The sequence below is a fragment of the Rhodococcus sp. DMU1 genome, from assembly GCF_012272955.1.
GTDB lineage: Bacteria > Actinomycetota > Actinomycetes > Mycobacteriales > Mycobacteriaceae > Rhodococcus > Rhodococcus aetherivorans.
The window spans coordinates 3,218,797-3,244,010 of sequence record NZ_CP050952.1; the positions used below are offsets into that span (position 1 = coordinate 3,218,797).

Consider the following 25,214-nt stretch of genomic DNA (forward strand, 5'->3'; position numbering starts at 1 on the left):
CGGCGCGTTCGCGCAGCTGCGACGGCGGCAGCTCGATGGCCGGGGCCGGTGTCCACTGCGCAGACCGCTTCCCGGCGGTCACCGGGAGATTGCTCGTCGGCTCACAGACCCCGGTCGATGATGTCGAGGATCTCGTCACCGGTCGCGGCGTGAATCCTGTCCACCGTGTCGGCGCGGCCCCGCTCGGCTCCCGCGAGGTCGGCGAGCAGGGCTTCGAGCCGCTGCGCGACCGCCGCGCGTACCTCGTCGTCGGCGCCGAGGTCGGCGACGACCGCCTGCAGGCGGTCGATCCCGGCGACGGCCACCGACACCGGGTCCGGGACCAGCTCCGCGCGCAGGAACTCGGCGACGGCCCGGGGACTGGGGTGATCGAACACCACCGTCGGCGGTAACCGCAGACCGGTCGCGGCACCGAGATGGTTGCGCAAGGCCACCGCCGCGAGCGAGTCGAAGCCGAGTTCCTTGAACGCCTGGTCGGGATCGACCGAGTCCGACGCGTCGTGGCCGAGGACTGCGGCAGCTCCGGCTCGCACCAGCTCCAGCACGAGGTGCCGCTGTTCGGGCACCGACCGGTCCGTGAGCCGCTGCGCCCACTCCAACGGCCCTGATCCGTTCGGTCCGGACAACGCCGACCCCGAGCCGGCCGCGCGCGGCCGCGCTTGCCGCACCAGTCCCCGCAGCGGAGCGGGAACGGACGTCGCGGCCGCACCGAGGTGCTCGAACCGAGCCCCCACCACGGCGGAGAGGTCGGACGCCAGGGCGCTGTCGAACAGGTCCAGGCCGTCGGCCTCGCTCATCGGAACCAGGCCGCTACGGCGGGCCCGGGCGAGATCCACCGCGCCGAGCCTGCCGGTCATGGCGCTCGGCGGTGCCCACATGCCCCACGCGATCGAGACCGCGGGCCGGCCGTGGGCTCGCCGATGCTGGGCGAGGGCGTCGAGGAACCGGTTCGCCGCTGCGTAGTTGCCCTGCCCGGGCGCGCCGAGCACACCGGCGAGCGACGAGAACAGCACGAAGGCGTGGACCCCGGCGGTCAGCCGGTGCAGGTGCCAGGCCGCGTCGACTTTCGGCCGCAGCACCGCGTCGAGCCGGTCGGGGGTGAGCGAGGTGAGGGTGGCGTCGTCGAGGACTCCGGCCGCGTGGATCACCGCGGTCAGGGGGTGCTCGGCGGGGATCCGGGCCAGCAGACCGGCCAGTGCCGCCGCGTCGGCGGTGTCGCAGGCGACGATGCGCACCTCGGCGCCCGCATCGCGCAGTTCGCGGCGTAGCCGGTCGCTTCCGTCGGCGTCGGGTCCGCGTCGGCTGGTCAGCACCAGATGCCGCGCCCCGTGCGTGCTGACGAGATGGCGCGCCACCGACCCTCCCACGGTGCCGGTGCCGCCGGTGACGAGCACGGTGCCGCGGGGGTCGAACAGCGGACCGGATCGCTGCACGGCCGGTATGCGCCGCAGGCGGGGCACGAGCACGGCCCGGCCCCGGACCGCGACCTGCGGTTCCCCGCTGGCCAGGGCCGACGTGATCGCCGTGTCGACGTCCGTCTCCCGGTCGAGGTCGAGCAGCACGAACCGCCCGGGGTTCTCGTTCTGCGCGGAGCCCACCAGACCCCACACGGCGGCGGCCGCGAGGTCGATGTCGACCCCTTCGCCCTCCTCGCCGGTGGCCGTCGCGTTGCGGGTGACGACCACCAGCACACTGTCGGCGAACTCGGCGTCGTCGAGCCAGTCCTGCAGCAGTCGCAGCGTCCGGGCGCACAGGTGGTGGGTCGCCTCCGGGCCCGGGTCGCCGTCGGTGCCGCACCCCACCAGCACCGTCCAGGGCCGCCCGTCGTCGGGCGTGGCTGCCCTCGCGGTGCGCAGCGCCGCTGCGTCGGGACAGCGCGACAAGCTCGATTCCAGATCCGCGGCGCCGAGTACCACCATCGGGCCGGGCGGCGGCTCGGACGGGAGGTCGTCGATTCGGGTCCATGCCAGGCGGTGCAGTCGCCGCGCGCCGGACGGGCCCGCGCCGTCCCCATCGCCCGTCCGGGGCACCACGTGCAGCGCCTCGACGGTCAGCACCGGCGCGCCGTCGGCATCGGTGGCGTCGACGCGGTACCGCCCGTCCTCGCCCGTCGCGCACCGCACCGACACCGCCTGCGCACCGGTGCGGTGCAGCCGGGTTCCCGACCAGGTCAGCGGCCAGTCGTCCGGCCCGAAGACGGAGTCGAGCGCCGCCTGCAGCAGTTGCGGATGGATCCCGAAGCCGCTCGGGTCGACGCCGTCGTCGAGGCGCACCTCGGTCGTGGTGTCGCCCGGGAGCCGGTCCGGCTGCGCGGCGAGCCCGTCGTCGACGGTCGCCGACGCGTTCCGCACCCAGGGGCCGTCGGCCGGTCCCATGTTCGACGAGACGGTGACGGTGCGCGCGCCGTCCTCACCGGCCGGTGACACGAGCACCCGGATCGGCAGCGACCCCGCGGCCGGCAGGCCCAGCGCGTGGTGCAGCGTGAGAGCGGCGATGCGGTCGCACCCGACGTGGTGGGCGGCGTGCAGGGTCAGCTCGACCAGGACGGCCGGTACCAGGGTCTGCGGAGCGTCGGTCGGCGGATCGCCGGGCTGCGGCGCCGCGAGCGACGAATCCCGGTGCCGGGACAGCGCTCCGGTGAACACGGTGGTGTCGTCGTCGAGGGTCACGGCCGCGCCGAGCAGCGGATGGTCCGCCGGGCTCAACCCCAACTCCGTCGGATCACCGCTGGTGCGTGCGGGCGCCGACGGCCAGAAGGAGCGACGCCGGAAGGCGTACGTGGGCAGGTCCACCCGGCGGCGGCCGGGCAGTACCCGATCCCAGTCGATCGCCAGGCCCTGCACGGACGCAGCGGCGACCGCCTCGACGAAGCCCCGTGCGTCGTCCCCGCGCCCGGGCAACGTGGCGATCGGGTGCGGGACGACCTCGGCGGCGTGAGCGGCCAGGGCCGCGCCGGGTCCGATCTCGACGCAGCGGGAGACGCCGAGTTCGGCGAGGGTGCGCATGCCGTCGTGGAAGCGCACGGCTCGGCGGATGTGCCGGCGCCAGTACTGCGGCGACGTCAGTTCCTCGGCCGTGGCGACGCGCCCGGTGAGAGTGGAGACGACGGGGATCGTCGGCGGCTGCGCCGCCGGCCGCGACACGACGGTGGTGAACTCGTCGAGGACGGGGTCCATCAGCGCCGAATGGAACGCGCGTTCGACCTGCAGCGTGGTGACCGCGATTCCCGCGGTGGACAGTTCGGCGGCGACGGCGTGCACGTCGGCTGCAGCTCCCGCGAGCACCACGGATTCGGCGCCGTTCACCGCGGCAAGGTCGACTCGGCCGTCGATCCGCGACCGGACGTCCTCCGGGTGGGCCCGGACGGCGATCATCGCCCCGGGGGCGGTGGCCTGCATCAGCCGTCCGCGCGCGGCCACCAGGGCGGCGGCGTCGGGCAGGCTGAACACGCCCGCGACGTGGGCCGCGGTGAGTTCTCCGATCGAATGTCCGATCAGGTAGTCGGGGGTGAGGCCCCATTCCCGCAGTAGTCGGTAGAGGGCGACCTCGACGGCGAACAGGGCCGGCTGGGTGTACTCGGTGCGGTCGAGTCTCGCGGCGGCTTCGTCCGCGTCGCCCCAGATCACCTGCCGTATCGGGGTGTCGACGTGCTCGTCGAGGGCGGCGCAGGTCTCGTCCAGGGCCCGGGCGAACACCGGGTAGGTGTCGTAGAGGCCGCGGCCCATTCCGATCCGCTGCGCGCCCTGGCCGGTGAACATGAATGCCGTCCTCCCGCGGGCGCTCGTCCCGGCGACGGCGTTGCCGCCTGCGCGTCCCTCGGCGAGGCGGGCCAGGCCGTCGCGTAGGTCGGCGAGCGTCTCGCCGGTCACGGCGGCGCGGTGCGTGAAGCCGGACCGGGTGGTGGCCAGCGAATAGGCGAGATCGGCCGGATCCGGCGGGGCCCCCGTGTCGAGGGCGTCCCTGTCGAGGACGTCCGTCAGCCGGGCGGCCTGCGCGCGCAGCGCCTCGTCGGTCTTGGCGGAGAGCACCCACACCAGGGGCGACGCCGACCGCGGCGGGGCCGCCGGTGCGGCGACGTCGGGCGGCTCCTCGAGGATCATGTGGGCGTTGGTGCCGCTGATGCCGAACGAGGAGACGCCGGCGCGGCGGGGGCGCCCGGTCTGCGGCCATGCCACCGCCTCGGCCAGCAGCGCGACCTCGCCGGAGGTCCAGTCGACGTGCCGGGTCGGGGCGTCGCTGTGCAGGCTCGGCGGCAGCACACCGTGTCGCATCGCCATCACCATCTTGATCACGCCGGCCACCCCGGCCGCCGCCTGGGAGTGGCCGATGTTCGACTTGACCGACCCCAGCCACAGCGGCCGGCCGTCGCGTTGCTGCCCGTAGGTGGCCAGCAACGCCTGGGCTTCGATCGGGTCGCCGAGTGTCGTGCCGGTGCCGTGGGCCTCCACCGCGTCGATGTCGGCGGGGTCGAGGGCAGCGTCGGCCAGCGCCTGCCGGATCACCCGTTCCTGCGACGGACCGTTCGGGGCGGTCAGGCCATTCGAAGCGCCGTCCTGATTGACCGCGGAGCCGCGGATCAGTGCCAGCACCCGGTGGCCGTGGCGCTGGGCGTCGCTCAGCCGCTCGAGCACGACCATGCCCGCGCCCTCGCTGAGCCCGGTGCCGTCCGCTCGATCGGAGAACGGTTTGCACCGCCCGTCCGGGGCGAGTCCGCGCTGGCGGCTGAATTCGATCAGCACGCCGGGGGTCGCCATCACCGTCGCCCCACCGGCCAGCGCGAGGGTGCATTCGCCGTCGCGCAGGGCCCGCGCCGCCAGGTGCAGCGCCACCAAGGACGACGAACACGCCGTGTCGACGGTGACCGCGGGACCGGTGAAGCCGAGCGAGTAGGCGATCCGCCCGGAGGCCACGCTGTTGCTGGTGCCCGTCATGAGGTAGCCCTCGGCGTCGGTGCTCCGCCGGGTCATGAGGTGGAATCCGTAGTCGCCGCCCATCATTCCGACGTAGACGCCGGTGTCGGTGAGCCCGGGCGAGTTCGGCGGGATTCCCGCGTATTCCAGTGCTTCCCAGGCGCTTTCGAGCAGCAGTCGGTGCTGCGGATCCATCGCGACGGCCTCGCGGGGGCTGATCCCGAAGAACGCGGCGTCGAACCGGTCGGCGTCGTAGAGGAATCCGCCGGCCCGCATGTAGGTCGTGCCGCTGCGCTCGGGATCCGGGTGGTACACCTCGTCGAGGTTCCAGCCGCGGTTGTCGGGGTACGCGCCCACCGCGTCGCGGCCGTCGCGGACGAGGCGCCATAGCTCGTCCGGGCAGGAGACCTGGCCGGGGTATCGGCAGGCCATCCCCACGATCGCGATCGGGTCGTCGTCGTGGCGCCGGCGCGCCGTGCGGGTCGGTTGCGGGGTGTCCTCGGGGCCGAGCAGCCGTGCCGCGATCTCGCGGGCGAGCGCGTCCGCGGTGGGGTGGTCGAACACCACCGTCGCGGCCAGCCGCACCCCGGTGGCCGTCGTCAGCTGGTTGCGTAGCTGCACCGCGGTGAGCGAGTCGAAGCCGAGTTGCTTGAAGGCCCGTTCCGGATCGATGGCCTCCTTCCCGTCGTGGCCGAGTACGGCCGCGACGTGCGTGGTGACGATTTCGAGGACCCGGGCGTGCCGCTCGGCGGGGTCGAGCGCCCGCAGTTCGTCGGCGAGGCCGGGGGCCGACGGGGCGGCCGCGGCGCGCCGACGGGACGTGCCGAGCACTCGGCGCAGGATCGGGGGGAGGGCCTCGCCGTCGGAGCGGCGGGCGGGCGCCGAGAGCCGTATCGGCACCGTCAACGGACGGTTCGCGGCGAGCGCCGCATCGAACAGGGCCAGCCCCGCTTCGGGGGTGAGGGTGTCTATGCCGGTGCGCTGGAGCCGATCCAGATCGGCCGCATTCAGATGGGAGGTCATCCCGCTGGGGCGGTCCCACAGTCCCCAGGCCAGGGACAGTCCCGGCAGTCCCTCGGCGCGGCGGTGCTGCGCGAGCGCGTCGAGGAAGACGTTGGCCGCCGCGTAGTTCGCCTGGCCGGCGCCGCCGAGCACACCCGCCGCGGAGGAGAACAGCACGAACGCCGCGAGACCGCGATCGCGGGTGAGCTCGTGCAGATGCCACGCACCGTCCACCTTGGGGCGCAGGACGGCGTGCAACTGGTCCGGAGTCAAGGTGGCGGCGGTGGCGTCGTCGAGCACCCCGGCGGCGTGGACGACACCCGACAGGTCGGGGACGGCGTCGAGCAGGGCCGCCACCGCGGCTCGATCGGCCACGTCGCAGGTCACGGCGCGGATCTCGGCGCCCGCCTCGGCGAACTCGGCGCGCAGGTCCGTCGCCCGCTCGCCGCGGACCGCGTGTCGGCCGGTCAGCACGAGCCGGCGCACCCCGTACCGCCGCACGAGGTGACGGGCGACGAGCCGGCCGATGGTTCCGGTGCCGCCGGTGACGACGACGGTGCCGTCGGGGCCGAACGGCACCGGATCCGCGGCTGCGTCGGTGGCGGTCGGCACCGCCGCGAGCACGGGCGCGAGGAGTGTCCCGGCGCGGACCGCCAGTTGTGGTTCGTCGCAGGCCAGGGCCGCGGACAGCACGGTGGGATCGGGCAGGTCACCGGGCGGCCGGTCCAGGTCCACCAGGGTGATCCGGTCCGGGTGTTCGTTCTGCACGGCACCGATCAGCCCCCACACGGGCGCGGCGCCGACGTCGATCGGTTCGTCGTCGGTGACCGCCACGGCGCGGCGCGTCGTCACCAGCAGTCGGGTCTCGGCGAGCCGCTCGTCGGCGAGCCAGGCCTGTACCGCCCGCAACGCCGCCTCCGCGGCGGCGTGCGCGCGCGTCGGCACGTCGGATTCGTCGTCCGGTTCCCCGGCCAGCAGCAGGGTGCGGCCGGCGGGATCGCCGCCGGTGAGTGCCTCCCCGAGCGCGGCGAGGTCCGCCGTCGGGGCCGCGCCGGCCTCGACCGGGATCCATTCCACGCGGTAGAGGCCGGTGCCGGTCGCGGCGGCCGGCGCCCGCGGACCTGCGAACGGCCGCAGCGCCAGCGAGCGCGCGGTCAGCACGGGCTTGCCGGCGGTGTCGTACGCGGCCACCCGGTACCGTTCGGGTCCGGCCGGGGCGATGTGTACGCGCAGGGCGGTGGCACCCACGGCGTGCAGTTGCACGTCGTCCCATGCGAACGGCAGTTGCAGGTCGCGGGCGCCGGCCTCGGCGGCGGCGAACGCGATCAGGTGCAGCGCCGCGTCGAACACCGCCGGATGGATCCCGTACCCGGCGACCGCCGCGGCGGGGTCCTCTCCCCCCAGGCGCACCTCTCCGTACAGGTCGTCACCGCGGCGCCACGCCGCGCGCAGGCCCCGGAAGACCGTCCCGTACCCGTATCCGGTCTCGTCGAGCGCGTCGTACAGACCGCTCACGTCGATCGGCGTCGCATCGGCCGGGGGCCACTGCCGGATCGGAACCTGCGCGGTGTGCACCGCGCCCGTGAGTGCGCCGACGGCGTGCCGGGTCCACGGTGTCTGCGCCGGGGCGTCCGCCGGGCGGGAGTGCACCGACACCGTGCGGTGCCCGGCGTCGTCGGCGGTGAGGACGGCGACCTGCACCGCGAGCTCCCCACCGGTGGGAACCGGCGCGGGCGTCTCGAGGGTGAGTTCCGCGAGGCGGCTGCAGCCGGCGCGATGCCCGGCGTGCAAGGCGAGTTCGACGAACGCCGTGCCGGGCAGCACCACGGTGCCGTCCACGGCGTGCTCGTTCAGCCACGGCAGTCGGTGCGGCGACAGCACGCCCGTGAACACCGCGCCGCGACCGTCGCCGAGTTCGACCGAGGCGGCGAGCATCGGGTGGTCCCCGGCATCCATGCCGGCTGCGGCGGCATCACGTTGCGGCGCGCCCCCGTCGAGCCAGTAGCGGCGATGCTGGAAGGCATACGTGGGCAGGTCCACCCACTGCCGGTGACCGGCGCGGCGAGCCCACCCGACCCGGTCCCACTCGATGTGCGCCCCGGACACGTGTGCCTCGGCGAGGGCGGTGGTGAACTGGCGCAGGCCTGCCCGGTCGCGCCGGAGGGTGCCGAGGGCGCGACCCGCGATGCCGGCCGCGTCCAGGGTCTCCTGCAGCGGCACGGTCAGGACCGGATGGCTCCCCGACTCGACGAACAGCCGATACCCGTCGCGGGCCAGAGATCTCGTCGCGTCCTCGAAGCGCACCGGCCGGCGCAGGTTCCGGTACCAGTAGTCGGCGTCGAGTGCGGTGCCGTCCATCATGTCCCCGCTCACCGTCGAGTAGAACGGGATCCGCGAACGCTGCGGGGTGATCGGGGCGAGAGCGTCGAGAATGGGCCTGCGCAGCACCGAGACGTCCGCGCAGTGGGAGGCGTAGTCGACGGTGATGCGCCGGGCCTGGACACCGTCGGCCTGCCACCGCGCGACCAGTACCTCGAGGGCGTCGCCGGGGCCGGACACGACCGTGGCGGCCGGACCGTTGATCGCCGCCACCTCGACGGTCCCGGCCCAGGGTTCGATCTGCTGCCGCACCGCGTCCGCCGGCAGACCCACCGACGCCATGCCACCGCCGCGCCGGGCCGATTCCGTGATCACCCGGCTGCGGGCCGCGACGACGAGCGCCGCGTCGGGCAGGGTCAGCGCGCCGGCGACGTGGGCGGCGGCGATCTCGCCCTGCGAGTGCCCGACCACGGCCGCCGGTTCGACGCCGTGTGCGTGCCACAGCCGCGCAAGACCGACCATCACCGCGAACAGCGCGGGTTGCACGACGTCGGCCCGGTCCAGGGCCGCCGGATCGCGGTCGCGGAGCACGTCGAGCAGCGCGAACCCGGTGTGCGGGGCCAGGGCGTCGGCGCACTCGCGCAGGCTGTCGGCGAACACCGGGGAGGACTCCAGCAATTCGGTGGCCATGCCCACCCACTGCGCGCCCTGCCCGGGAAAGACGAACACCGGCCGGTCGCCCGCCTCGACCGCCACGCCGGTGATCACACCGGGGTCGGGGGCGCCTCGGCCGAGCGCGTCGAGACCGGACAGCAGGGCCGTCCGGTCGGTACCGAGCACGGCGGCACGGTGGTCGAAGGTCGCGCGGGAGGTCAGCAGCGGGCCGGCCACCTGGGCGGGTGTCAGCTCGGGATGGTCGGCGACGTAGTCCCCCAGCCTGTGGGCCTGCGCGCGCAGCGCCGGTTCGGTGTGGCCCGACACGAACCAGGCCACGACGTCGTCCGATCCGTCGATCCCGTCGGTGGGCGCAGCGTCCGGCGGTGGGGCCGGCCGCTCCAGCACGACGTGGGCGTTCGTGCCGCTGATGCCGAACGAGGAGACCGCCGCCCGGCGGGGCCGGTCGGTCGCCGGCCATTCCCGGTTCTCGGTGAGCAGGGACACCGATCCGGCGGACCAGTCGACGTGGGGGGTGGGGCGGTCGACGTGCAGCGTTCTCGGCAGCACACCGTGCCGCATCGCCATGATCATCTTGATCACTCCGGCCACTCCGGCGGCGGCCTGGGTGTGCCCGAGGTTCGACTTCACCGAGCCGAGCCACAACGGCCGGTCGGGGGGCCGATCGCGGCCGTAGCCGGCCAGCAGGGCGGACGCCTCGATGGGATCGCCCAGTGTGGTGCCGGTGCCGTGGGCTTCGACCGCGTCGACGTCGGCCGGGCCGAGTCCGGCGTCGGTCAGGGCCTGCCGGATCACCCGTTCCTGGGCCTGCTTGTTCGGGGCGGTCAGGCCGTTGCTGGCGCCGTCCTGGTTCACCGCGCTGCCGCGGACGACGGCGAGGATCCGGCGGTCGTTGCGCTCGGCGTCGGACAGGCGTTCCAGCGCGAGGATCGCGGCGCCTTCGCCCCACGCCGTACCGTCGGCCGCGGCGGAGAACGCCTTGCAGCGCCCGTCGTGGGCCAGTCCACGCTGCCGGCTGAACTCGACGAACACCGCGGGCGTCGACATGACGGTCGCCCCGCCGGCCAGGGCGAGTTCGCATTCGCCGTTGCGCAGTGCCTGCATGGCGAGGTGGACGGACACCAGGGACGACGAGCATGCCGTGTCGACGGTGATCGCGGGTCCGTTCAGTCCGAAGCTGTATGCGACACGGCCGGAGGCGACACTCATCGCGGTGCCGGTGATGAAGTAGCCCGCGAGTTCCTCGGGCGGGGCGCCGCCCGCCCGTGCCGAGTAGTCGATTCCGGACAGACCGGTGAAGACGCCGATCTGCCTGCCGTGCACGGACCGCGGATCGATGCCGGCGTGCTCGAAGGTCTCCCAGCTCGTCTCGAGCAGGAGTCGCTGCTGCGGGTCCATCGCCAGTGCTTCGCGAGGTGAGATTCCGAAGACCTCCGGGTCGAAACCCGCTGCATCGTCGAGAAAGCTACCTTGCACCGTGTACGTCCTGCCGGCCTGCCGGCCCGTCGGATCGTAGAGATCCGCCGCTTCCCAACCCCGGTCCGTGGGGAACCCGGAGACGGTCTCCGAACCGGATTCCACCAGGCGCCACAGATCCTGTGGGGAGCGGACGCCGCCGGGGAACCGGCACCCCATCCCGACGACGGCGATCGGTTCGCGACTCACCCCCTCGACCTCGCGGAGCTTCTCCCGGGCCTGATAGAGCTCTGCGGTCACCCGTTTCAGATAGTCGAGGAGCTTCGCGTCATCGGCCATAATCGAGCTCCAATCCGAGAGCCGTCGTGCCAGCGCCGAGAACTCGATGGTATCCGCCGCCCCCCACCCGGACACAGCGATCTGCTCGTGCGATCGTGACCGGTGCGTCGTGCGAGACGACTGTGGGCACGCCTCGGACGCATACCGTCCGGAGCGCTCGGCGACCTCCGAGGCCTTCCGATCGAGTTGCCCGTCGGGCTCCTGCCGTGCACTGAACACGTAACCCGGCCGACACGTATCCGCAGGCACCAGCGGGTCCTAGACTGTGGCGATGGGCATCGCTCCGGATGTCGGGGCACCGCGTCGGCGCGGCACCGCCCGATTCGGTGCCACCCGCCGCCGCGGGCTCGGGCCACCGTCCGGGTGCCGCTTGCGCCGGCGCATCCCCACGACCCGCGCCCGAGGCTCTGTCGTCGTCGACCTCGCCCCGGCCCCCCGTGTCGCCGTCCGCCCATTCGCCGTTCCGCCGCGACAGGCCGACCGCACATCCATCCTCGACTTCCGCCTGGAGGACCACATGACCGTCACATCCACCGACACATCGACCGAACTCCTGACCCGACTGCGGAAGGCCTACGCGACCGGACGCACGCGCGATGCCGGATGGCGCATCCGCCAGCTCCGCGGCATCGAGAAACTCGCCGACGAGCGCGAAGCCGAGATTGCGGCCGCCCTGCAGGAGGACCTGGGCCGAAACGCGGTCGAAGCGTGGCTCGGCGACGTCGCTTCCACCCGGGCCGAAGCCGCCTACGCCCGCAAGCGGGTCCGGCGATGGATGCTTCCTCGACCGAAGTCCTTGTCGATCAACCAGTTTCCCGCACTCGGCTGGGTGCAGTACGAGCCGATGGGAGTGGTCCTGATCATCGCACCGTGGAACTACCCGGTGTATCTGACGCTCGGTCCGCTCGTCGCGGCAGTGGCCGCCGGAAACTGTGCCGTGATCAAACCGTCGGAGCTGGCCCCCGCCACGTCCGCGCTGCTCGCCCGGCTGATTCCGCAGTACCTCGACCCGGAGGCCGTCGTGGTCGCCGAAGGCGATGCCGAGCTCACCCAGAGCCTGCTCGCGCAGGGTTTCGATCTCGCCCTGTACACCGGCGGCACCGAGGTGGGCCGCAAGATCATGGCCGCCGCCGCCCCGCAGCTCACGCCGGTGATCCTCGAACTCGGTGGCAAGTCTCCGGTCATCGTCGCCGAGGACGCCGATCTCGAGGTCACCGCGCGGCGCATCGCCTGGATCAAACTCCTCAACTCCGGACAGAGCTGCATCGCGCCCGACTACGTACTGGTCGAGCGGTCCGTCCGCGACGGGCTCGTCGACAAGATCGTCGACACGATCGCCCTGTTCCGCAGCGAGGAACCGCAGCCGGGGATGCGGGTGGTCAACCACCGTCACTTCGATCGGCTCGAGGCGTATCTGGAGTCCACAACCGGACGCATCGTCACCGGCGGCAGGTGCGATCGTGACACTCTCACCGTCGAACCGACCGCGATCGTCGATCCGGCACCCGACGACCCGGTCATGACGGACGAGATCTTCGGGCCCATCCTGCCGATCCTCACCGTCGACTCGGTCGACGCAGCCCTCGACTTCATCGGTGCCCGCCCCAAACCCCTTGCAGCGTACGTGTTCTCCAAATCACTGAACACCCAGAAGAAGATCACGCAGCGAATCAGCGCGGGTGGCGTGGTGGTCAACCACGTCGGCATGCACGTCCTCGCCCCACAACTGCCGTTCGGTGGCGTGGGCGCCAGCGGAATGGGGGCGTACCACGGGCGCTACGGTTTCGAGGCGCTCAGTCACCGCAAGGCGGTGCTCGTCAAGCCGTTCCGCCCGGATCCGGCGATGAACTACCCGCCCTACACCCAAGCTGCGCTGAAGATCATGCGGCGCCTGTTCTGAGCGGTCCACCGACACCGTCGGGAGTGGAGGGCACCGGCACGGCGGAGGAGGGATCGGCCGGTAGCGTCGTGGACGGCCTCGACGACTCGGAACCGACGAGCCGCGCATTGCTGCGGTCCCGACTCGTCGCCCACGGACGCAGGGGCCGCAACTCGGTTGCCCGGCACCCTCGGTCCCGACAGCCCCGGCCCCGCGGTCGTGCCCGTACCCTGGGGAGGTGACCACGAGGAGGTCGCCGTGACAACCCGTCCGAGACCCGTCGAACCTGCCGCCGGGCAGGAGTCGGTGTGGGACTACCCGCGCCCGCCCCGCGTGGAGACCTTCACCGGCTCGATCACCGTGGAACTGGGCGGCCGGACCATCGCGTCGAGCACGCGCGCCTGGCGGGTACTGGAGACCAGCCATCCGCCGACCTACTACCTTCCCGCCGACGCCTTCGCCGAAGGGGTGCTTCGGGAGACGCCGGGCTCGTCGTGGTGCGAGTGGAAGGGCAGGGCGAGCTACTACGACCTGGTGACCGACTCGCGGGTCGCGCCGAAAGCGGCATGGACCTACCGTGATCCCACCCCCGCCTTCCGCGCGATCGCCGGAGCCGTCGCGGTGATGGCCGCCCAGGTCGACCGGTGCACCGTCGACGGCGAGGAGGTCGTCCCGCAACCCGGCGGGTTCTACGGCGGCTGGATCACCAGCTCGGTCGTCGGCCCGTTCAAGGGAATCCCCGGATCGGCGGGCTGGTAACCGCTCCGCAGTACGTCGACGCCTATGCGCACCTGCGGGCGAGCGCGAGCATAGACTGGGTCCATGGGCATCGTTTCCGATGTCGATACGCACCGCGTCGGTACAGGGCACTCCCGCTGCGCGGTGGTCGAGTCCAGCTTTCCTTCCGGCACAAGCTTCGAGAGTTCACCCGGGCGGTCACGCACCGGCCCGCACGAAGCCGTACCGCCCGGATGCGGCGGCGAACGACCGTCCCTCGGCGCCGCCTGCGTCGAGGATCCCGGCGCCGACCGTTCCGACCGCGCCGGGCAGGAGAGGAGTCGTCGTGACCGATGACGGAATGACCGGCCGCGTCGTGGTCGGAGTGGACGGTTCGGAGCCGTCGAAGGGGGCACTGCGCTGGGCACGATTCGTCGCCCGCTCGGCAGGGTTCGAGGTCGACGCCGTGGCGGCATGGGAGATTCCCTGGGCCGCCGCGGAAGGCTGGCCGAGCGATTGGGATCCGGAGCGGGAAACGTCCGGGATGCTGCACGAGACGGTCACCGGGGTCCTCGGGAGCGAGCCCGGCGTGTCCGTGCAGGAACTGGTTCGCCGCGGCGGAGCCGCGCGCGTCCTGCTCGACGAGAGCCGCGACGCGCAGTTCCTGGTGGTGGGAAGCCGGGGGCACGGCGGCTTCAGCGGCCTGCTGCTCGGTTCGGTCAGCGCCGCATGCGCCGAGCACGCACACTGCCCGGTGCTGGTCATCCATGGCGATACCCCGCCTCCGCCCGTCTCGCCCTGAGGCGATCGCGGCGACGATCCCGCGCCCCCGTCGCACCGCTGTCCCCGATCTGCCGGTCCGGTCGTTCCCTTCCCCGGATCGGTCCCCGCCGCGTGTTCTCGTCCCGGAAAACGCTGCGAACAGCACCCGGTGCGGCGGATGATCGAGAAACAGCGCCCGAGGGCGGTGGATCGTACGCGCGACCCTCCCGTTCCTGCGCGTGTCCGACTCGTTCGCTCGACCTTCGGGAGAGGCCCGCCATGAGACTCGGCATCCTCGTTCTCGCCGTCGGCGCGTCGCTGCTCGCCGGCACCGGTGTTGCAGCGGCCGCCGATCCGGCCGTCCTCGGCGGCGGTTCCGGTATCGTCATGGACGGCCGGAACTACTGCACCCTCACCACGATCGGCCCCGATTCCGGGGGCCGGCTGGTCGGATTCACGGCGGGGCACTGCGGAAACGCCGGGTCCACGGTCGCCTCGGAGGCCGATCCGGACGCCGGTGTGGTCGGCACGATCGCCTACACCGATGCGGACTTGGACTACGCGGTGATCGTGTTCGAGCCGGCGAAGGTGGCGCCCGTGAATCGGGTGGGAAACACGACGATCACGGGGATCGGGGGACCGGCGCAGTTCCCGGACATCGTCTGCAAGCAGGGCCGCACCACGGGGCATACCTGCGGGGTGGCCTACGGCGATGTGTTCGGTTCGGGGCAGACCTGGACGCAGACGTGCGTCGACCTCGGCGACTCGGGAGGTCCGGTGGTGGTCGGAACCACGCTCGTGGGCATGGTGAACGGCTATCTCAGCGTTGCCTGCCTCGGTCCGGAGGTCGGCACGAGCATGACGGCCGTCGTCGGTGACGCCGATGCGCGGGGCGGCGCCGGGGCGGGGTTCCGTCCGATCTAGGAGGCGCAGGTCGAGACGATGTCGCCCGGGTGAGGGGCGGACCTGTCGGACCGGCGGCCACGCACCCCGGGGGTTCTCCTCGGTCAGCCGACCTCGGCGAGAAAACGCTCCAGGATGCCGGTGACCCGGGCCGGGTCTTCCAGCGTCGAACTGTGGCCCACCCCGTCGAGTTCCACCAGTCGCGAGCCCGGGATCAGCGCGTGCATTTCGCGGGAGAGATGCGGCGGCATCTCGACATCCAGTTGTCCCGCGACGATCAGCGTCGGCACGCTCACCGCGGGGAGCTCGTCCCGGATGTCGGGGCGGACCATCATGCCGAGCATCGTGTTCGCCAGTGACGACCGGTCGGCCTGCGCCCACCGCCTGCGCCACGCCTGACGCTCGGGTTCCCGGGTGGGGTCGGTGCGGAACGGTGCGCCGTAGAGTTCCTTCTCGATGCCGCGCAGCACGAGGGCAGGTGACGGCCCGAGGAGCCGGGCCACGGCCGTCAGGGCCAGGTGCAGCGGGTACTTCGCGGGCGGGTGCGGGGTTGCGCCGGTGTTGAGCAGGGTCAGCGAGCGCACCTGGTCCGGTTCCCGCGCTCCGATGCGCATCCCGACGAAGCCGCCCATCGACAGCCCCACCAGATGCGCGGGTGCGAGGTCGAGCCGCCGGATCACGGTGAGCACGTCGGCGGTCAGTTGCTCGAGCTGGTAGCCGCCCCGGGCGTGCCCGGAGCGGCCCTGTCCCCGGAAATCGAGGGTGAGGCAACGGTATCGATCCCTCAGCGCCGCGATCTGCGCCTCGTACATTCGCCCGTCGAAGAAGAACCCGTGCAGGAACAGGATCGGCTCGCCCGCACCGCCGGTGTCCTCGCAGTACAGGTCGACGTCCCGCACCCGCAGGTACGACCGGCGCATGTCCGGAACTCGGGGCGTTGTCATGGCATGCTCCGTTTCGAGCTGTGACGGGGACCGTCGCGGAATGAGGTCGAGGATCGGTTCCGAGCACCGCCGGTGTCAAGGGGGGCCGCAGCAACCGCAGTGGCGCCGTGGATCCGTGTGCCCGCGATCTCGCGACACCACTTCAGCACGTGCAGTTGTGCCTCGGTCAGGTGCGTGAAAGCCTCATCGGCCCAAGAGCTTCCGCGCACATACTGCACCGCGCGTTCGACCCGGGGTTTACGCTTCGGTGACCGCACCCGCGCCGGATCGGGCCGGGCCGTCCGGTCCGTCGCCGGCGTCGGCAGGGGCCTCGGTGCGACCGTCGCCGCATTCTTCGGCTGCGTCGACGACCGCGCCGGCGCAGCAGCGGTGGTGGTACCGGACTGGACTCGGGTGGTGGGCCGGTACGGGATCAGCCGTTTCGCGGCCGGTGCCCCGTCCCCGACGGCGGCCGGCACCGGCCAGTCCACCAGCCCGGTGCTGCCGAGGGCGGCCAGCGTCGCCGCGGCCGCCGGGGTCGAGTCGGTGACCAGACGAGCGGATGTAGCACGTATTCCCGGAGATCCTCGACCGTCGATTGGCCCACCGCCGAAGACCATCCTGCGGCGGGAACCCGGCGCGTTCACTGCCGAAGCCCGGCCGGATGCGACAGACTCGAAACCATGGCCTCGTCCGCGCCCGCCCACACCACGTATCTCGCGTCGTCCCGGCGGAACCTGCCGCGATGGCAGGACGTTTTGCCGAAGGCACGGCACGTCGAGCACCCCGGCCCCGAGCGCCACAGCATCTACCTCGACACCGACGAGCGTGATCTGCGGCGCTGGGACAGCGTCCTTCGGTACCGCAATCCCGGCCCCCGACGACGAGCCCGGCTGGGAACTGGCCGTCCCGGGCGGCACGCTCGGCACCGAACTGCACCTCGCCTCCCCCGACAGCGACCTCGTGCCCGACGAACTCACCGCGGCGGTGGCGGGCCTGACGGGCGGGCGGCCGCTGCGACGCTCGGTCACCCTCGGCATCGGCGAGCACCGGCACGAGTGGTACGACCGCAAGGACCGGCTGCTCGCGCAGATCATCGTCGAGACGGTCCAGGCCACCGTGATCGGCCGGGTGGCAACCGTCGAACAGTGGCACCAGCTCCACCTCGACCTCGGTACGGCGGCGACGAAGAAGCACCGCACCGCCGTCACCGCGGCCCTGGCCCGCGCCGGCGCCGCACCGGCGCCGCACCGCAGCGAGCTCGAGCACGCCCTCGCCGCAACCGACCCGGCCCCGGGCCCCCACACCCCCACCGGGAAGGCCCCCACAGCGCGGCGGATGCTCGGTGCCTACCTCGACGCCCAGATCGAGGCGATCGGCGCGGGGGACGTGTGGCTGCGCCGCGGTCTGGACCCGATACATCCCACCCGGGTCGGTGTCCGGCGGCTGCGCAGCACCCTCCGGGTGTGGCAGGACCTGTTCGAACCCGCGCAACGCACCTGGCTCGATTCCGAATTGTCTTGGTATTCCGGGCTGCTCGGCCATGTTCGGGATCGGCAGGTGCAGCGCGCCCGGCTGGCCGCCGCGCTCGAGACACTGCCGCCGGAAGTGGTGATGGGCCCGGTGGCGTCCCGGCTCGACACCGATCTGCTCGCCGACGAGCGCCGCCACCTCGACGAGGTGCTGCGCGCCCTGGACTCCGACCGGTATCGCATGCTGCTCGCCGCGCTGGCACGCTGGCGCACGCAGCCACCGCTGACCGACCATGGGGACGGTGCGCGGGTGATCGAGAAGGCGGTGCGCACCGCCGAACGCACGGCCCTGAGCCGGGTGCGGGCCGCCGCCGACGAGGACGAGGCGGCGCCGAGTCGGGCCCGCAAGGCCGCCGAGCGGGCCCGCTACGCCGTCGAGTTGGCTGCCCCGCTGCTGGGCCGCACACGCGCGAAGCGCAAGATCGCCCGGTACACGAACATCCAGCAGGTCCTCGGCGAACATCGGGACAGCGCCGTCGCCACCGACCTGCTGCGCGAGTTCGGTGCCCGGGCCGGGACCACACCCGGGGAGAACGGGTTCACCTTCGGGTTGCTGTACGGGCTCGAACTGCAGGCGGCCGAGCGGGCCCGTCGTCACGCCTCGGACCTGGCCACCTGAGCGGCACCCCCTGGTCCGGTCGAGGCGGCGGCGCGCCTCGTCGAGGCTGCCGGCCTCGGTCACCGTGTGCACCACCGCGCCGATCCCCGGGAGCCGTCACTGCACCACCGCGGCGAGGGTCGGTCGATCCATGATCCGAGCGAGGTCGTGATCGACCTGGCGATGGCGGCGACCGCCGCGATGCCGCACAGGACCCGCATGGCGGCGTATGCCGCGATGGGGGTCCGACCCCCGGCGCAGCACAGGGCGGGTGCTCGACGTCGAGCAGGCTGCGACAGTAGCCGGCCATGGGCCGCCAGGTCCCCCGGAGGTGGGCGAATGTCGGGGAACGCAGTACCGGGCGGGGCCGCCCCTCGGGTGACGGTCATCGCGGTGCCCTCGTCTGGTGGACCGGCTGTCCGCTGTCGGTGACCCGGAACACCGGGTAGCGCGGTGCCACAGCCGCCAACTCTTCCAGGGTGGGTGCACCGGCCAGGCCGAAGTACATGTCCGCCTCCCGGGCGATCCGCCGGTTGCCGGGTTGCCGTCCGCCCCGCAGCAAGTAGGCGCGGAGGAGGCCGGCCCGGTCGGCGACCGGCACCTCGACCAACGTGACCGCCCTGCGTCGGCGGCCGCGGGCCAGCATCGCGCGCCCGCCGGCGGCCCCCACGTTGCGGGCCCACTGGGACTGCCCGGCCAGCGACAGCAGGTACTGCTCGCCGTCGTGGTCCAGCAGCACCAGGTTGGTCCGGCGCACGACACCGGAGCGGCGCCCGGGAACCTCGAGCGTCACGACATATCGCGGGCTGAGCCGCAGCCGGGTCAACGCGTGACCCAGCCACTGCAGCCGGGCGTACACCAGCGGTGGGGGCCGATACCGGCCCGCTCCGCCGTACCGGGGTGCGGCCACGGCGACCCGGAGCGTGCGCAGCCCCCGGCGCAGCCGACCGGCCCGAGGCCGGTCCAGTTTCCGGGCCAGGTGGTGCAGTGCCTCGGCCGCTGCGGTGGCCAGCGGCAGCCCGTGCCCGGGAGCGAGCACCCGCGGCTCCAGCGCCGCCAGGGCAGCGACGGACCGCACCGCCGCCGGCTGGTCCCAGGTGGTGTACCGGGGTGGCCCGGCGAGCCGCCGCCGGCCGGTCAGCGTCCCGAGGACCGAGTTCAGGTCCACGGTCACCGCGGCGTCCCCGGCGATCAGCACGCCGTCGCTGCGTCGCAGGTAGGCCACGTGACCCGGGGTGTGCCCGGGGGTGTGCACCCATTGCCAGTCGGGCAGCGCCGGCACCACGCCGCCCGGCCCCAGCGGACGCACCACGTCGGTGAGGCTGCCCGCCTGTTCGATCCGGGCCCGAGTCCGCCGGGGCAGCAGCCGCATCAGCGGGATCACCACCCACCGGTCCAGCGGCATCGTGTACTCCGGCAGGTACCGGCCCGGGGCCATCGGTAGCTCAGCGGGGTGGACGTACACCGGCACCCCCCAGGTCCGGGCCAGGGCCCCGGCGGCCCCGGAGTGATCCGGGTGGAGGTGGGTCAGCAGAATCGCCGCCGGCTTCGTGCCCGTGCCGAACAGCGACTCCGCCGCCGCGGTGATGGCCTCGGCGCTGCCGGCCCAGGCCGCGTCCACCAACACCCACGTCGACCCCGACCCGATCAGGTAGACGTTGGAGGCGGCGGCGCTCCGGCCGGCCCGGAGCAGGTGGACGCCGGGGGCGATCTGGTGCGGTCGGGCACGGAAGGTCATCGGGTGCCCCTGCTGCGGTGGCCGCTGCCGGGTTGCGCGTGCGCGACGCCGCGCCCGGCCTCGAGCCGGTCGCGAGCCCGGGCGGCCGGCAGCGCCAGGATCACCCCGCCGAAGGCCAGCACCATCAGCCCGTACACCCCGGCAGGACTCGTCGAACCCCACACCGCGTGCATCACCAGAGTGCCCGGGACCAATCCCAGGTAGCCGACCACGCCGGCTCCCAGCGCCCACGGCCACATCCGTGCCAGGGAGCGCCTGGCTGCACCGAAGTGCTGCGGGGATACGACCGGCCAGGCGGCACCCAAGCCCAAGACGATGCCCAGCAGGGGCGGCCCGAACCCGCCGCCCACGGCCAACAGCAGCAACGACAGCCCGAGCAGCACCGGCCCTGCGTGCCGGCGGTGCACGCCGACGATCGCCCAGGCACCCAGCGCGGTCGCCACCACCACGGTGACGACCCCGGAGACCAGTAGGTCGGGGAGTACGGTCAGGGCGGGCTCGCCGCCGAGGGCCTCGAACGCCGCGTGCTCGGGCCAGGACCGGATCACCCAGCCCGGCGGTGGGCCTGAGCCCTGAAGCATCTCCCCGACCCCGTGCTCGATGCCGGCCAGGCCGGCCAGCGCCCCGAACACGGCGACCACGGTCCCGGTGGCGGCACCCGGCCGGACCTGCTGCCGGCTGCCGCCGGACTCGGCGTTCTCTGCGGTGGTCACCCGAATCACCCCGGGGCGGTCACGGGGGCGCCGGTCGACTCGACTACGTATTCCGCGGAACCGGCTTCGGATGCAGTCATCTCTCACCTCGGATCCTCGAAGGTGTGCACGGCGCCTTCTCCGACCGCGGTTGCGGTGGGTGCACCCACTGTAGGTGCGCATCGCGGCAGATCGGCACGAGATCTCGTGCCGATCTGCCGAAGAAGCCACACGACCCCAGAAACCGCCACTACAGGCGGCGAGCGGGAACGCCGCCCAGCTGCGGGCCGGTCCCGCTTTTCACCATCGATCAGCTCGAAGCGATACTGGGAAGCTCCCACACGCACTCGCAGGGACGTTGGGGATGTCCGGCTCGGACCGTCGCGGGAGTGCGGTGTGCGCAGGCGCGGTCAAACTGCCCTGGTGGGTGAACGTCCAGTTCCTGCAGCGGGGTCAGGGAGGTCGACGGCAGGTCGGGGAAGCGAATCGCTCTCATCGAAAGAGCCATCGAAGTTCGACGTCGAGTTCCACACCCTCCTCGCACACGCCGCCCAGAATCCGCTGCGGGTGACGCTGCACGGTGCCCTCCGAGCCTCGAGCGGCGTCAAACCCGCCCGACGCCCGGACCCGGTCCCCGCCGGCCCCGAACTGCCGGATACACCATCGCCGGCCAAGACGAGGTGAACAGTCTTGTCCCCGGCTACCCGACCATCCTCGAGGACCCGTTCCGCGCCGAATCCTGGCGACAGACGAGGCCCCTCGTACCAGCTCCAGCTCTGGGGTGCGGCCAACACACCGACGTCGCCGCCGCGCGGCCAACCGCTCGCTGAGCGTCCGCTGAGAAGGCGGTGCGCCACGCGTATCGGCGAATGGCCAACCGGGGCCGACAACCGGCCGACAGCCGACTTCGGCGTCGCGGCCGACGCCGCCGCGACGCGGACGCGTAGGTCGGCGAGTCGGGTTCTGCTGCCGCACAATGGTTCTCGGGGAACATGCGACCCCAGGCGTGGGCGCCCGCCGACAATGCCCGTTCCCTCGATGGACAGGCCGCTGGTCGTCCGTTCGATCGCCCCGCCTCTGATCCCACGGGGATATGATCAGGGCATTCGACCAACCCCGGCTATGAGTGAGGCAGCCGATGGCCGAGAGCGATCCGCTGGCGACGCAGCGGGAGACCCCGCCGCGCATCGTGGCCGAACTTGTCGCGGCCGGGTTCGAGGACGTGCACGAGATCGGCCGGGGTGGTTTCGGCGTCGTCTACCGGTGTCGGCAGCCCGCCCTGGACCGCACCGTGGCGATCAAGGTGCTGACCTCGGAACCGGACCCCGACAACCTCGAACGCTTTCTGCGTGAGCAGCGCGCAATGGGGCGGCTGTCCGGCCACCCGAATATCGTCACCGTCCACGAGGTCGGGGCCACCGCATCCGGTCAGCCGTACATCGTGATGGAGTACCACCGCCGCAACTCGCTCGAGGCCCGGATCCGGGAGCAGGGCCCACTGCGGTGGGAGGACGCACTCGGGATCGGCGTCAAGATCGCCGGCGCGTTGGAGACCGCGCACCGCATGGGCATGCTGCACCGGGACGTGAAACCGGCGAACATCCTGCTCACCGACTATGGTGAGCCGCAGCTGACCGACTTCGGAATCGCTCGGGTCGCCGGGGCTTTCGAGACCGCCGCCGGCGCGGTCACGGGATCTCCGGCGTTCACCGCCCCGGAGGTGCTCGCCGGACAATCCCCCTCCCGCTCGGCGGACGTGTACGGGCTCGGCGCGACTTTGTTCTGTGCCATCACCGGGCACGCGGCGTACGAGAGGCGCCGCGGCGAATCCGTGGTCGCGCAGTTCCTACGGATCACCCGCGGGCCGGCACCTGACCTGCACGGCGGCACCGGCATCCCGGATGATGTCGGCGAGATGCTCGAGCGGGCGATGGACCGGGATCCGACCTCACGCACCGGCACCGCCGCCGCATTCGGCGAGCAGTTGCGTGCGGTCGAGGAACACCACGGGCTGCCGGTGGACGAGCTACCGGTGCCCGATGCCAGCGAGCCCACCGAGCTCGGCGCCGCGCACCCCCGCGCCACGACCGGCACCGGCCGCCGGCGGCCGACCGGATCCGGCCGGCTGACCCCACCGGTGCCTGCCACGCGGCTGCGCCCACCGACGGCAACCCGCCCACTGGTGGTCCGCGAGCGCCTGCTGCGGCTGCTGCGTGTGGGTGGGCGGCGCATCCTGACGGCCATCACCGCCCCGCCGGGCTTCGGCAAGACCACCCTGGCCGCACAATGGTCGCGCGAACTGGCCGACAACGGCGTCCAGGTGGCCTGGCTGTCCGTCGACAGTGACGACAACGGGGCCGTGCGGCTTCTGGCGCATCTGCTCGAATCCCTCCGACAGGTGCGGCCGGCCCTGGCCCAGGATCTCGGCGCGGTCCTCGAGGAGTACGGCGACGACGCCACGCAGTATGTGCTCACCGCGTTGATCAACGAAATCCAGGAGTCCGAGGAGCACGTCGCTCTGATCATCGATGACTGGCACCGAGTCACCGACTCCGCGACCATCGCTGCGATGGCGTACCTGTTGGACAACGCCGACCCCAATCACCTGCAGGTCATCGTGACCAGCCAGGCGCGCACCGGACTGCCGCTGAGCCGCATGCGGCTGCGCGACGAGCTGATCGAGGTGGACGCGGCCACCCTGCGGTTCGACCCACCGGAGGTAAGACGGCTGCTGGTCGAGCTGGCCGGACTCCGCCTGACCGACAACGACGTCGACGCACTGACCCGCGCCACCGGCGGCTGGGTGGCCGCGCTGCAGCTGGTTTCGCTGTCGCTGCGCGACAGCGACGATCCGGCAGGGCTGATCCGCGGAATCACCGGCCGTCACCATGTCATCGGGGAATACCTCGCCGAGAACGTCCTCGACACCCTCGAACCCCGAATTCTCGAGTTCCTGCTCGCCACCTGCATCTGCGAATACGTCTCTGCAGAGCTGGCAACCGTGCTCACCGGAACGACTCGATGCCAGTCGTTGCTCGAGGAGATCGAGGACCGGGGCCTGTTCCTGCGCCGGATGGACGAGGACCGCACCTGGTTTCGCTACCACCACCTGTTCCGAGAGTTCCTGCAACGCCGAATCGAACGCGAGACCCCCGAACGCGTGACGCAGCTGCACCGCACCGCGGCCCAATGGTTCGCCGAGCACGCGATCATCCGCGACGCGGTGACCCACGCCCAGGCCGCGGGAGATCAGGAGATGGCCGTCGACCTGGTCGAACGGCACGGCGCGAGCCTGCTCGAGCACTCCCAGGTGACGTCCACGCTGGCGCTTCTCGACAAGCTACCCCCGGCGGTGCTGTCCAACCGCCCCCGCTTGCAACTGATGGTGGCATGGACCACGATCCTGTTGAACCGCGTTCGCCCCGCCGAACAGGCCCTCGAGGCCGTCGAATCCCTCCTCACCACCGCGCCTCTCACCGCCGACGAGACCGAGGACCTGCGAGCCGAAGTCGGGGTGGTGCGTGCCGTCGTAGCGGCCCGGTGCGACCGCTTCGACACCATCGACGAGCTGGTCCGCCCCAGCCTGGCCCGGGCCGACTCGCTCTCACCATGGGTAGTGTCCGCGGCCGCGAACCTCGCCAGCATGGCCGCGATCTACCGGTTCGATTTCGACGCGACGGAGCGGCTTCAGGAGTGGGCCGCGCCATACCACGCCCGCAACCACGGGCCATACGCCCGCATGCACAGCTATTGCTGCCTCGGCCTCGCCGCGCACGAACGACTCGACATCGCCACCGCCGAGGAGCGGTTCCGGCAGGGTCTGCGGGTATCCCGCAGCCGGGGCGACGGGCACTCTCTCGCCGCCCGACTCGCGGCGTCACTGCTCGGCGAGCTGCTGTACGAACAGGACCGCCTCGACGAGGCGGAACGACTCCTCGACGAGGCCTACCTGCTCGGCTACGAGGGCGGTGCCGTGGACTTCAAGGTGGCCCGGTACGCGATCGGCGCCCGCATCAAGGCGGTGCGGGGCGATCGCGCGGCGGCCGCGCAGCGCCTGGATGCGGGCGCTCGGGCCGCGCACACGCTGACGTTGCCCAGGCTGCGGGCCCGGATCGAGGAGGAACGCGTACGGTTGCGACTGCCCCCGACCGCCGGCATTCCCCCGCGCCCCTCGATCGCCTATCCGGAGCGGCGCCGGCCGGTGCACGGGGTCGACGCGATCACCGCCCAACTCGACGAGACCGTCGCCATCTGGGCACTGCTCGACGACGACACACCGGCGGCGACGGAGTTGGCCTGCACCTGGGCGCAGGAATGGGTGGATATGCTCGCAGACGCCGGCCGGCCGCGGGCGCTACTGCAGGCACGGCGGCTGCTGGTCGACACCCTCGCCGCGGCCGACCGCGCCGACGAGGCCAAGGAGTTGCTCGCGACGATCACCGCGCAATGCGCCACGCTCGGCGTCGTGCGCTACCTGCTCGACGGCGGGCCGCACCTGGTGGCGCTGCTCGCGGATCTGCGCGCGGACTGGGAGGCCGGGCGGTGGCGAGACGAGTGGCCCGCGGTGCCCGACCGATTCTGGGACGCGGTCACCCCGACAGAACCGTGATGCCCCGCCCATGCGCTCATCGCATCGTCCACAACCTCAGCGGCGCCTCCACCCGCATCCCGCGGCCCCACTCCGACCGCGGGAGGGCGCGAACCTGCGGACCAACGCCCGGCCTCGTCGCGCCACCCGCCAGACTGGTCGATGCGTTGGTCAGAATCTGCCGCGCGGGGTGTTCGGCCGACGATCGGGTGTGCGAGAGG

10 protein-coding genes are annotated in these 25,214 nt (G+C 72.5%); 6 read left to right on the forward strand and 4 right to left on the reverse strand.

Translation table 11 applies throughout. The features are described from left to right. Positions 1–101 precede the first annotated feature (101 nt). Positions 102–10,661, reverse strand: a complete 10,560-nt coding sequence (locus tag HFP48_RS14910) for a type I polyketide synthase (RefSeq protein ID WP_168579705.1) — start codon at positions 10,659–10,661, stop codon at positions 102–104. Positions 10,662–11,178: 517 nt separating this feature from the next. Between HFP48_RS14910 and HFP48_RS14915 the strand changes: the two genes are divergently transcribed. The 4 genes from HFP48_RS14915 (at position 11,179) to HFP48_RS14930 (ending at position 14,943) form a co-directional block, all read left to right on the forward strand. After that, positions 11,179–12,561: an aldehyde dehydrogenase family protein gene (locus HFP48_RS14915; RefSeq protein WP_006936525.1), complete on the forward strand. Its 1,383-nt coding sequence runs from the start codon at positions 11,179–11,181 to the stop codon at positions 12,559–12,561. Positions 12,562–12,798: 237 nt separating this feature from the next. Further along, positions 12,799–13,299 carry a DUF427 domain-containing protein gene (locus tag HFP48_RS14920; RefSeq protein WP_029543916.1) on the forward strand — a complete coding sequence of 167 codons (501 nt, stop codon included), beginning with the start codon at positions 12,799–12,801 and terminating at the stop codon, positions 13,297–13,299. Positions 13,300–13,603: 304 nt separating this feature from the next. Continuing rightward, entirely contained in the window at positions 13,604–14,059 is a 456-nt protein-coding gene (locus tag HFP48_RS14925) for a universal stress protein (RefSeq protein ID WP_080688533.1), read from the forward strand. A gap of 239 nt (positions 14,060–14,298) precedes the next feature. After that, the gene (locus HFP48_RS14930) at positions 14,299–14,943 is read left to right on the forward strand and encodes a hypothetical protein (protein WP_006936531.1); all 645 of its coding nucleotides are present in this window, start codon (positions 14,299–14,301) and stop codon (positions 14,941–14,943) included. An 83-nt stretch (positions 14,944–15,026) separates the two neighbouring features. On the opposite strand, the gene HFP48_RS14935 is transcribed toward HFP48_RS14930, so the two are convergent. Next, a complete protein-coding gene (locus HFP48_RS14935; RefSeq protein ID WP_006936533.1) occupies positions 15,027–15,866 on the reverse strand; it encodes an alpha/beta hydrolase in 840 nt (279 codons plus the stop codon). 807 nt (positions 15,867–16,673) lie between these two features. Between HFP48_RS14935 and HFP48_RS14940 the strand changes: the two genes are divergently transcribed. Further along, positions 16,674–17,996, forward strand: coding sequence for a CHAD domain-containing protein (locus tag HFP48_RS14940; RefSeq protein WP_246872423.1), 1,323 nt, complete (start codon positions 16,674–16,676; stop codon positions 17,994–17,996). Positions 17,997–18,360: 364 nt separating this feature from the next. Here HFP48_RS14940 and HFP48_RS14945 read toward each other — a convergent pair whose 3' ends face one another. Further along, positions 18,361–19,713, reverse strand: a complete 1,353-nt coding sequence (locus HFP48_RS14945) for a nitroreductase/quinone reductase family protein (protein WP_168579706.1) — start codon at positions 19,711–19,713, stop codon at positions 18,361–18,363. Beyond that, positions 19,710–20,426: a hypothetical protein gene (locus HFP48_RS14950; RefSeq protein WP_168579707.1), complete on the reverse strand. Its 717-nt coding sequence runs from the start codon at positions 20,424–20,426 to the stop codon at positions 19,710–19,712. The genes HFP48_RS14945 and HFP48_RS14950 overlap by 4 nt, the downstream gene beginning before the upstream one ends. A 1,117-nt stretch (positions 20,427–21,543) precedes the next feature. Between HFP48_RS14950 and HFP48_RS14955 the strand changes: the two genes are divergently transcribed. Next, entirely contained in the window at positions 21,544–25,014 is a 3,471-nt protein-coding gene (locus tag HFP48_RS14955) for a serine/threonine-protein kinase (RefSeq protein WP_168579708.1), read from the forward strand. The last annotated feature ends 200 nt before the right edge of the window (positions 25,015–25,214 follow it).

Coding starts and splice junctions, on each gene's coding strand:
- HFP48_RS14910 (WP_168579705.1), bottom strand. CDS start 10,661: ATGGCCGATGACGCGAAGCTCCTCGACTATCTGAAACGGGTGACCGCA.
- HFP48_RS14915 (WP_006936525.1), top strand. CDS start 11,179: ATGACCGTCACATCCACCGACACATCGACCGAACTCCTGACCCGACTG.
- HFP48_RS14930 (WP_006936531.1), top strand. CDS start 14,299: ATGAGACTCGGCATCCTCGTTCTCGCCGTCGGCGCGTCGCTGCTCGCC.
- HFP48_RS14935 (WP_006936533.1), bottom strand. CDS start 15,866: ATGACAACGCCCCGAGTTCCGGACATGCGCCGGTCGTACCTGCGGGTG.
- HFP48_RS14945 (WP_168579706.1), bottom strand. CDS start 19,713: ATGACCTTCCGTGCCCGACCGCACCAGATCGCCCCCGGCGTCCACCTG.
- HFP48_RS14955 (WP_168579708.1), top strand. CDS start 21,544: ATGGCCGAGAGCGATCCGCTGGCGACGCAGCGGGAGACCCCGCCGCGC.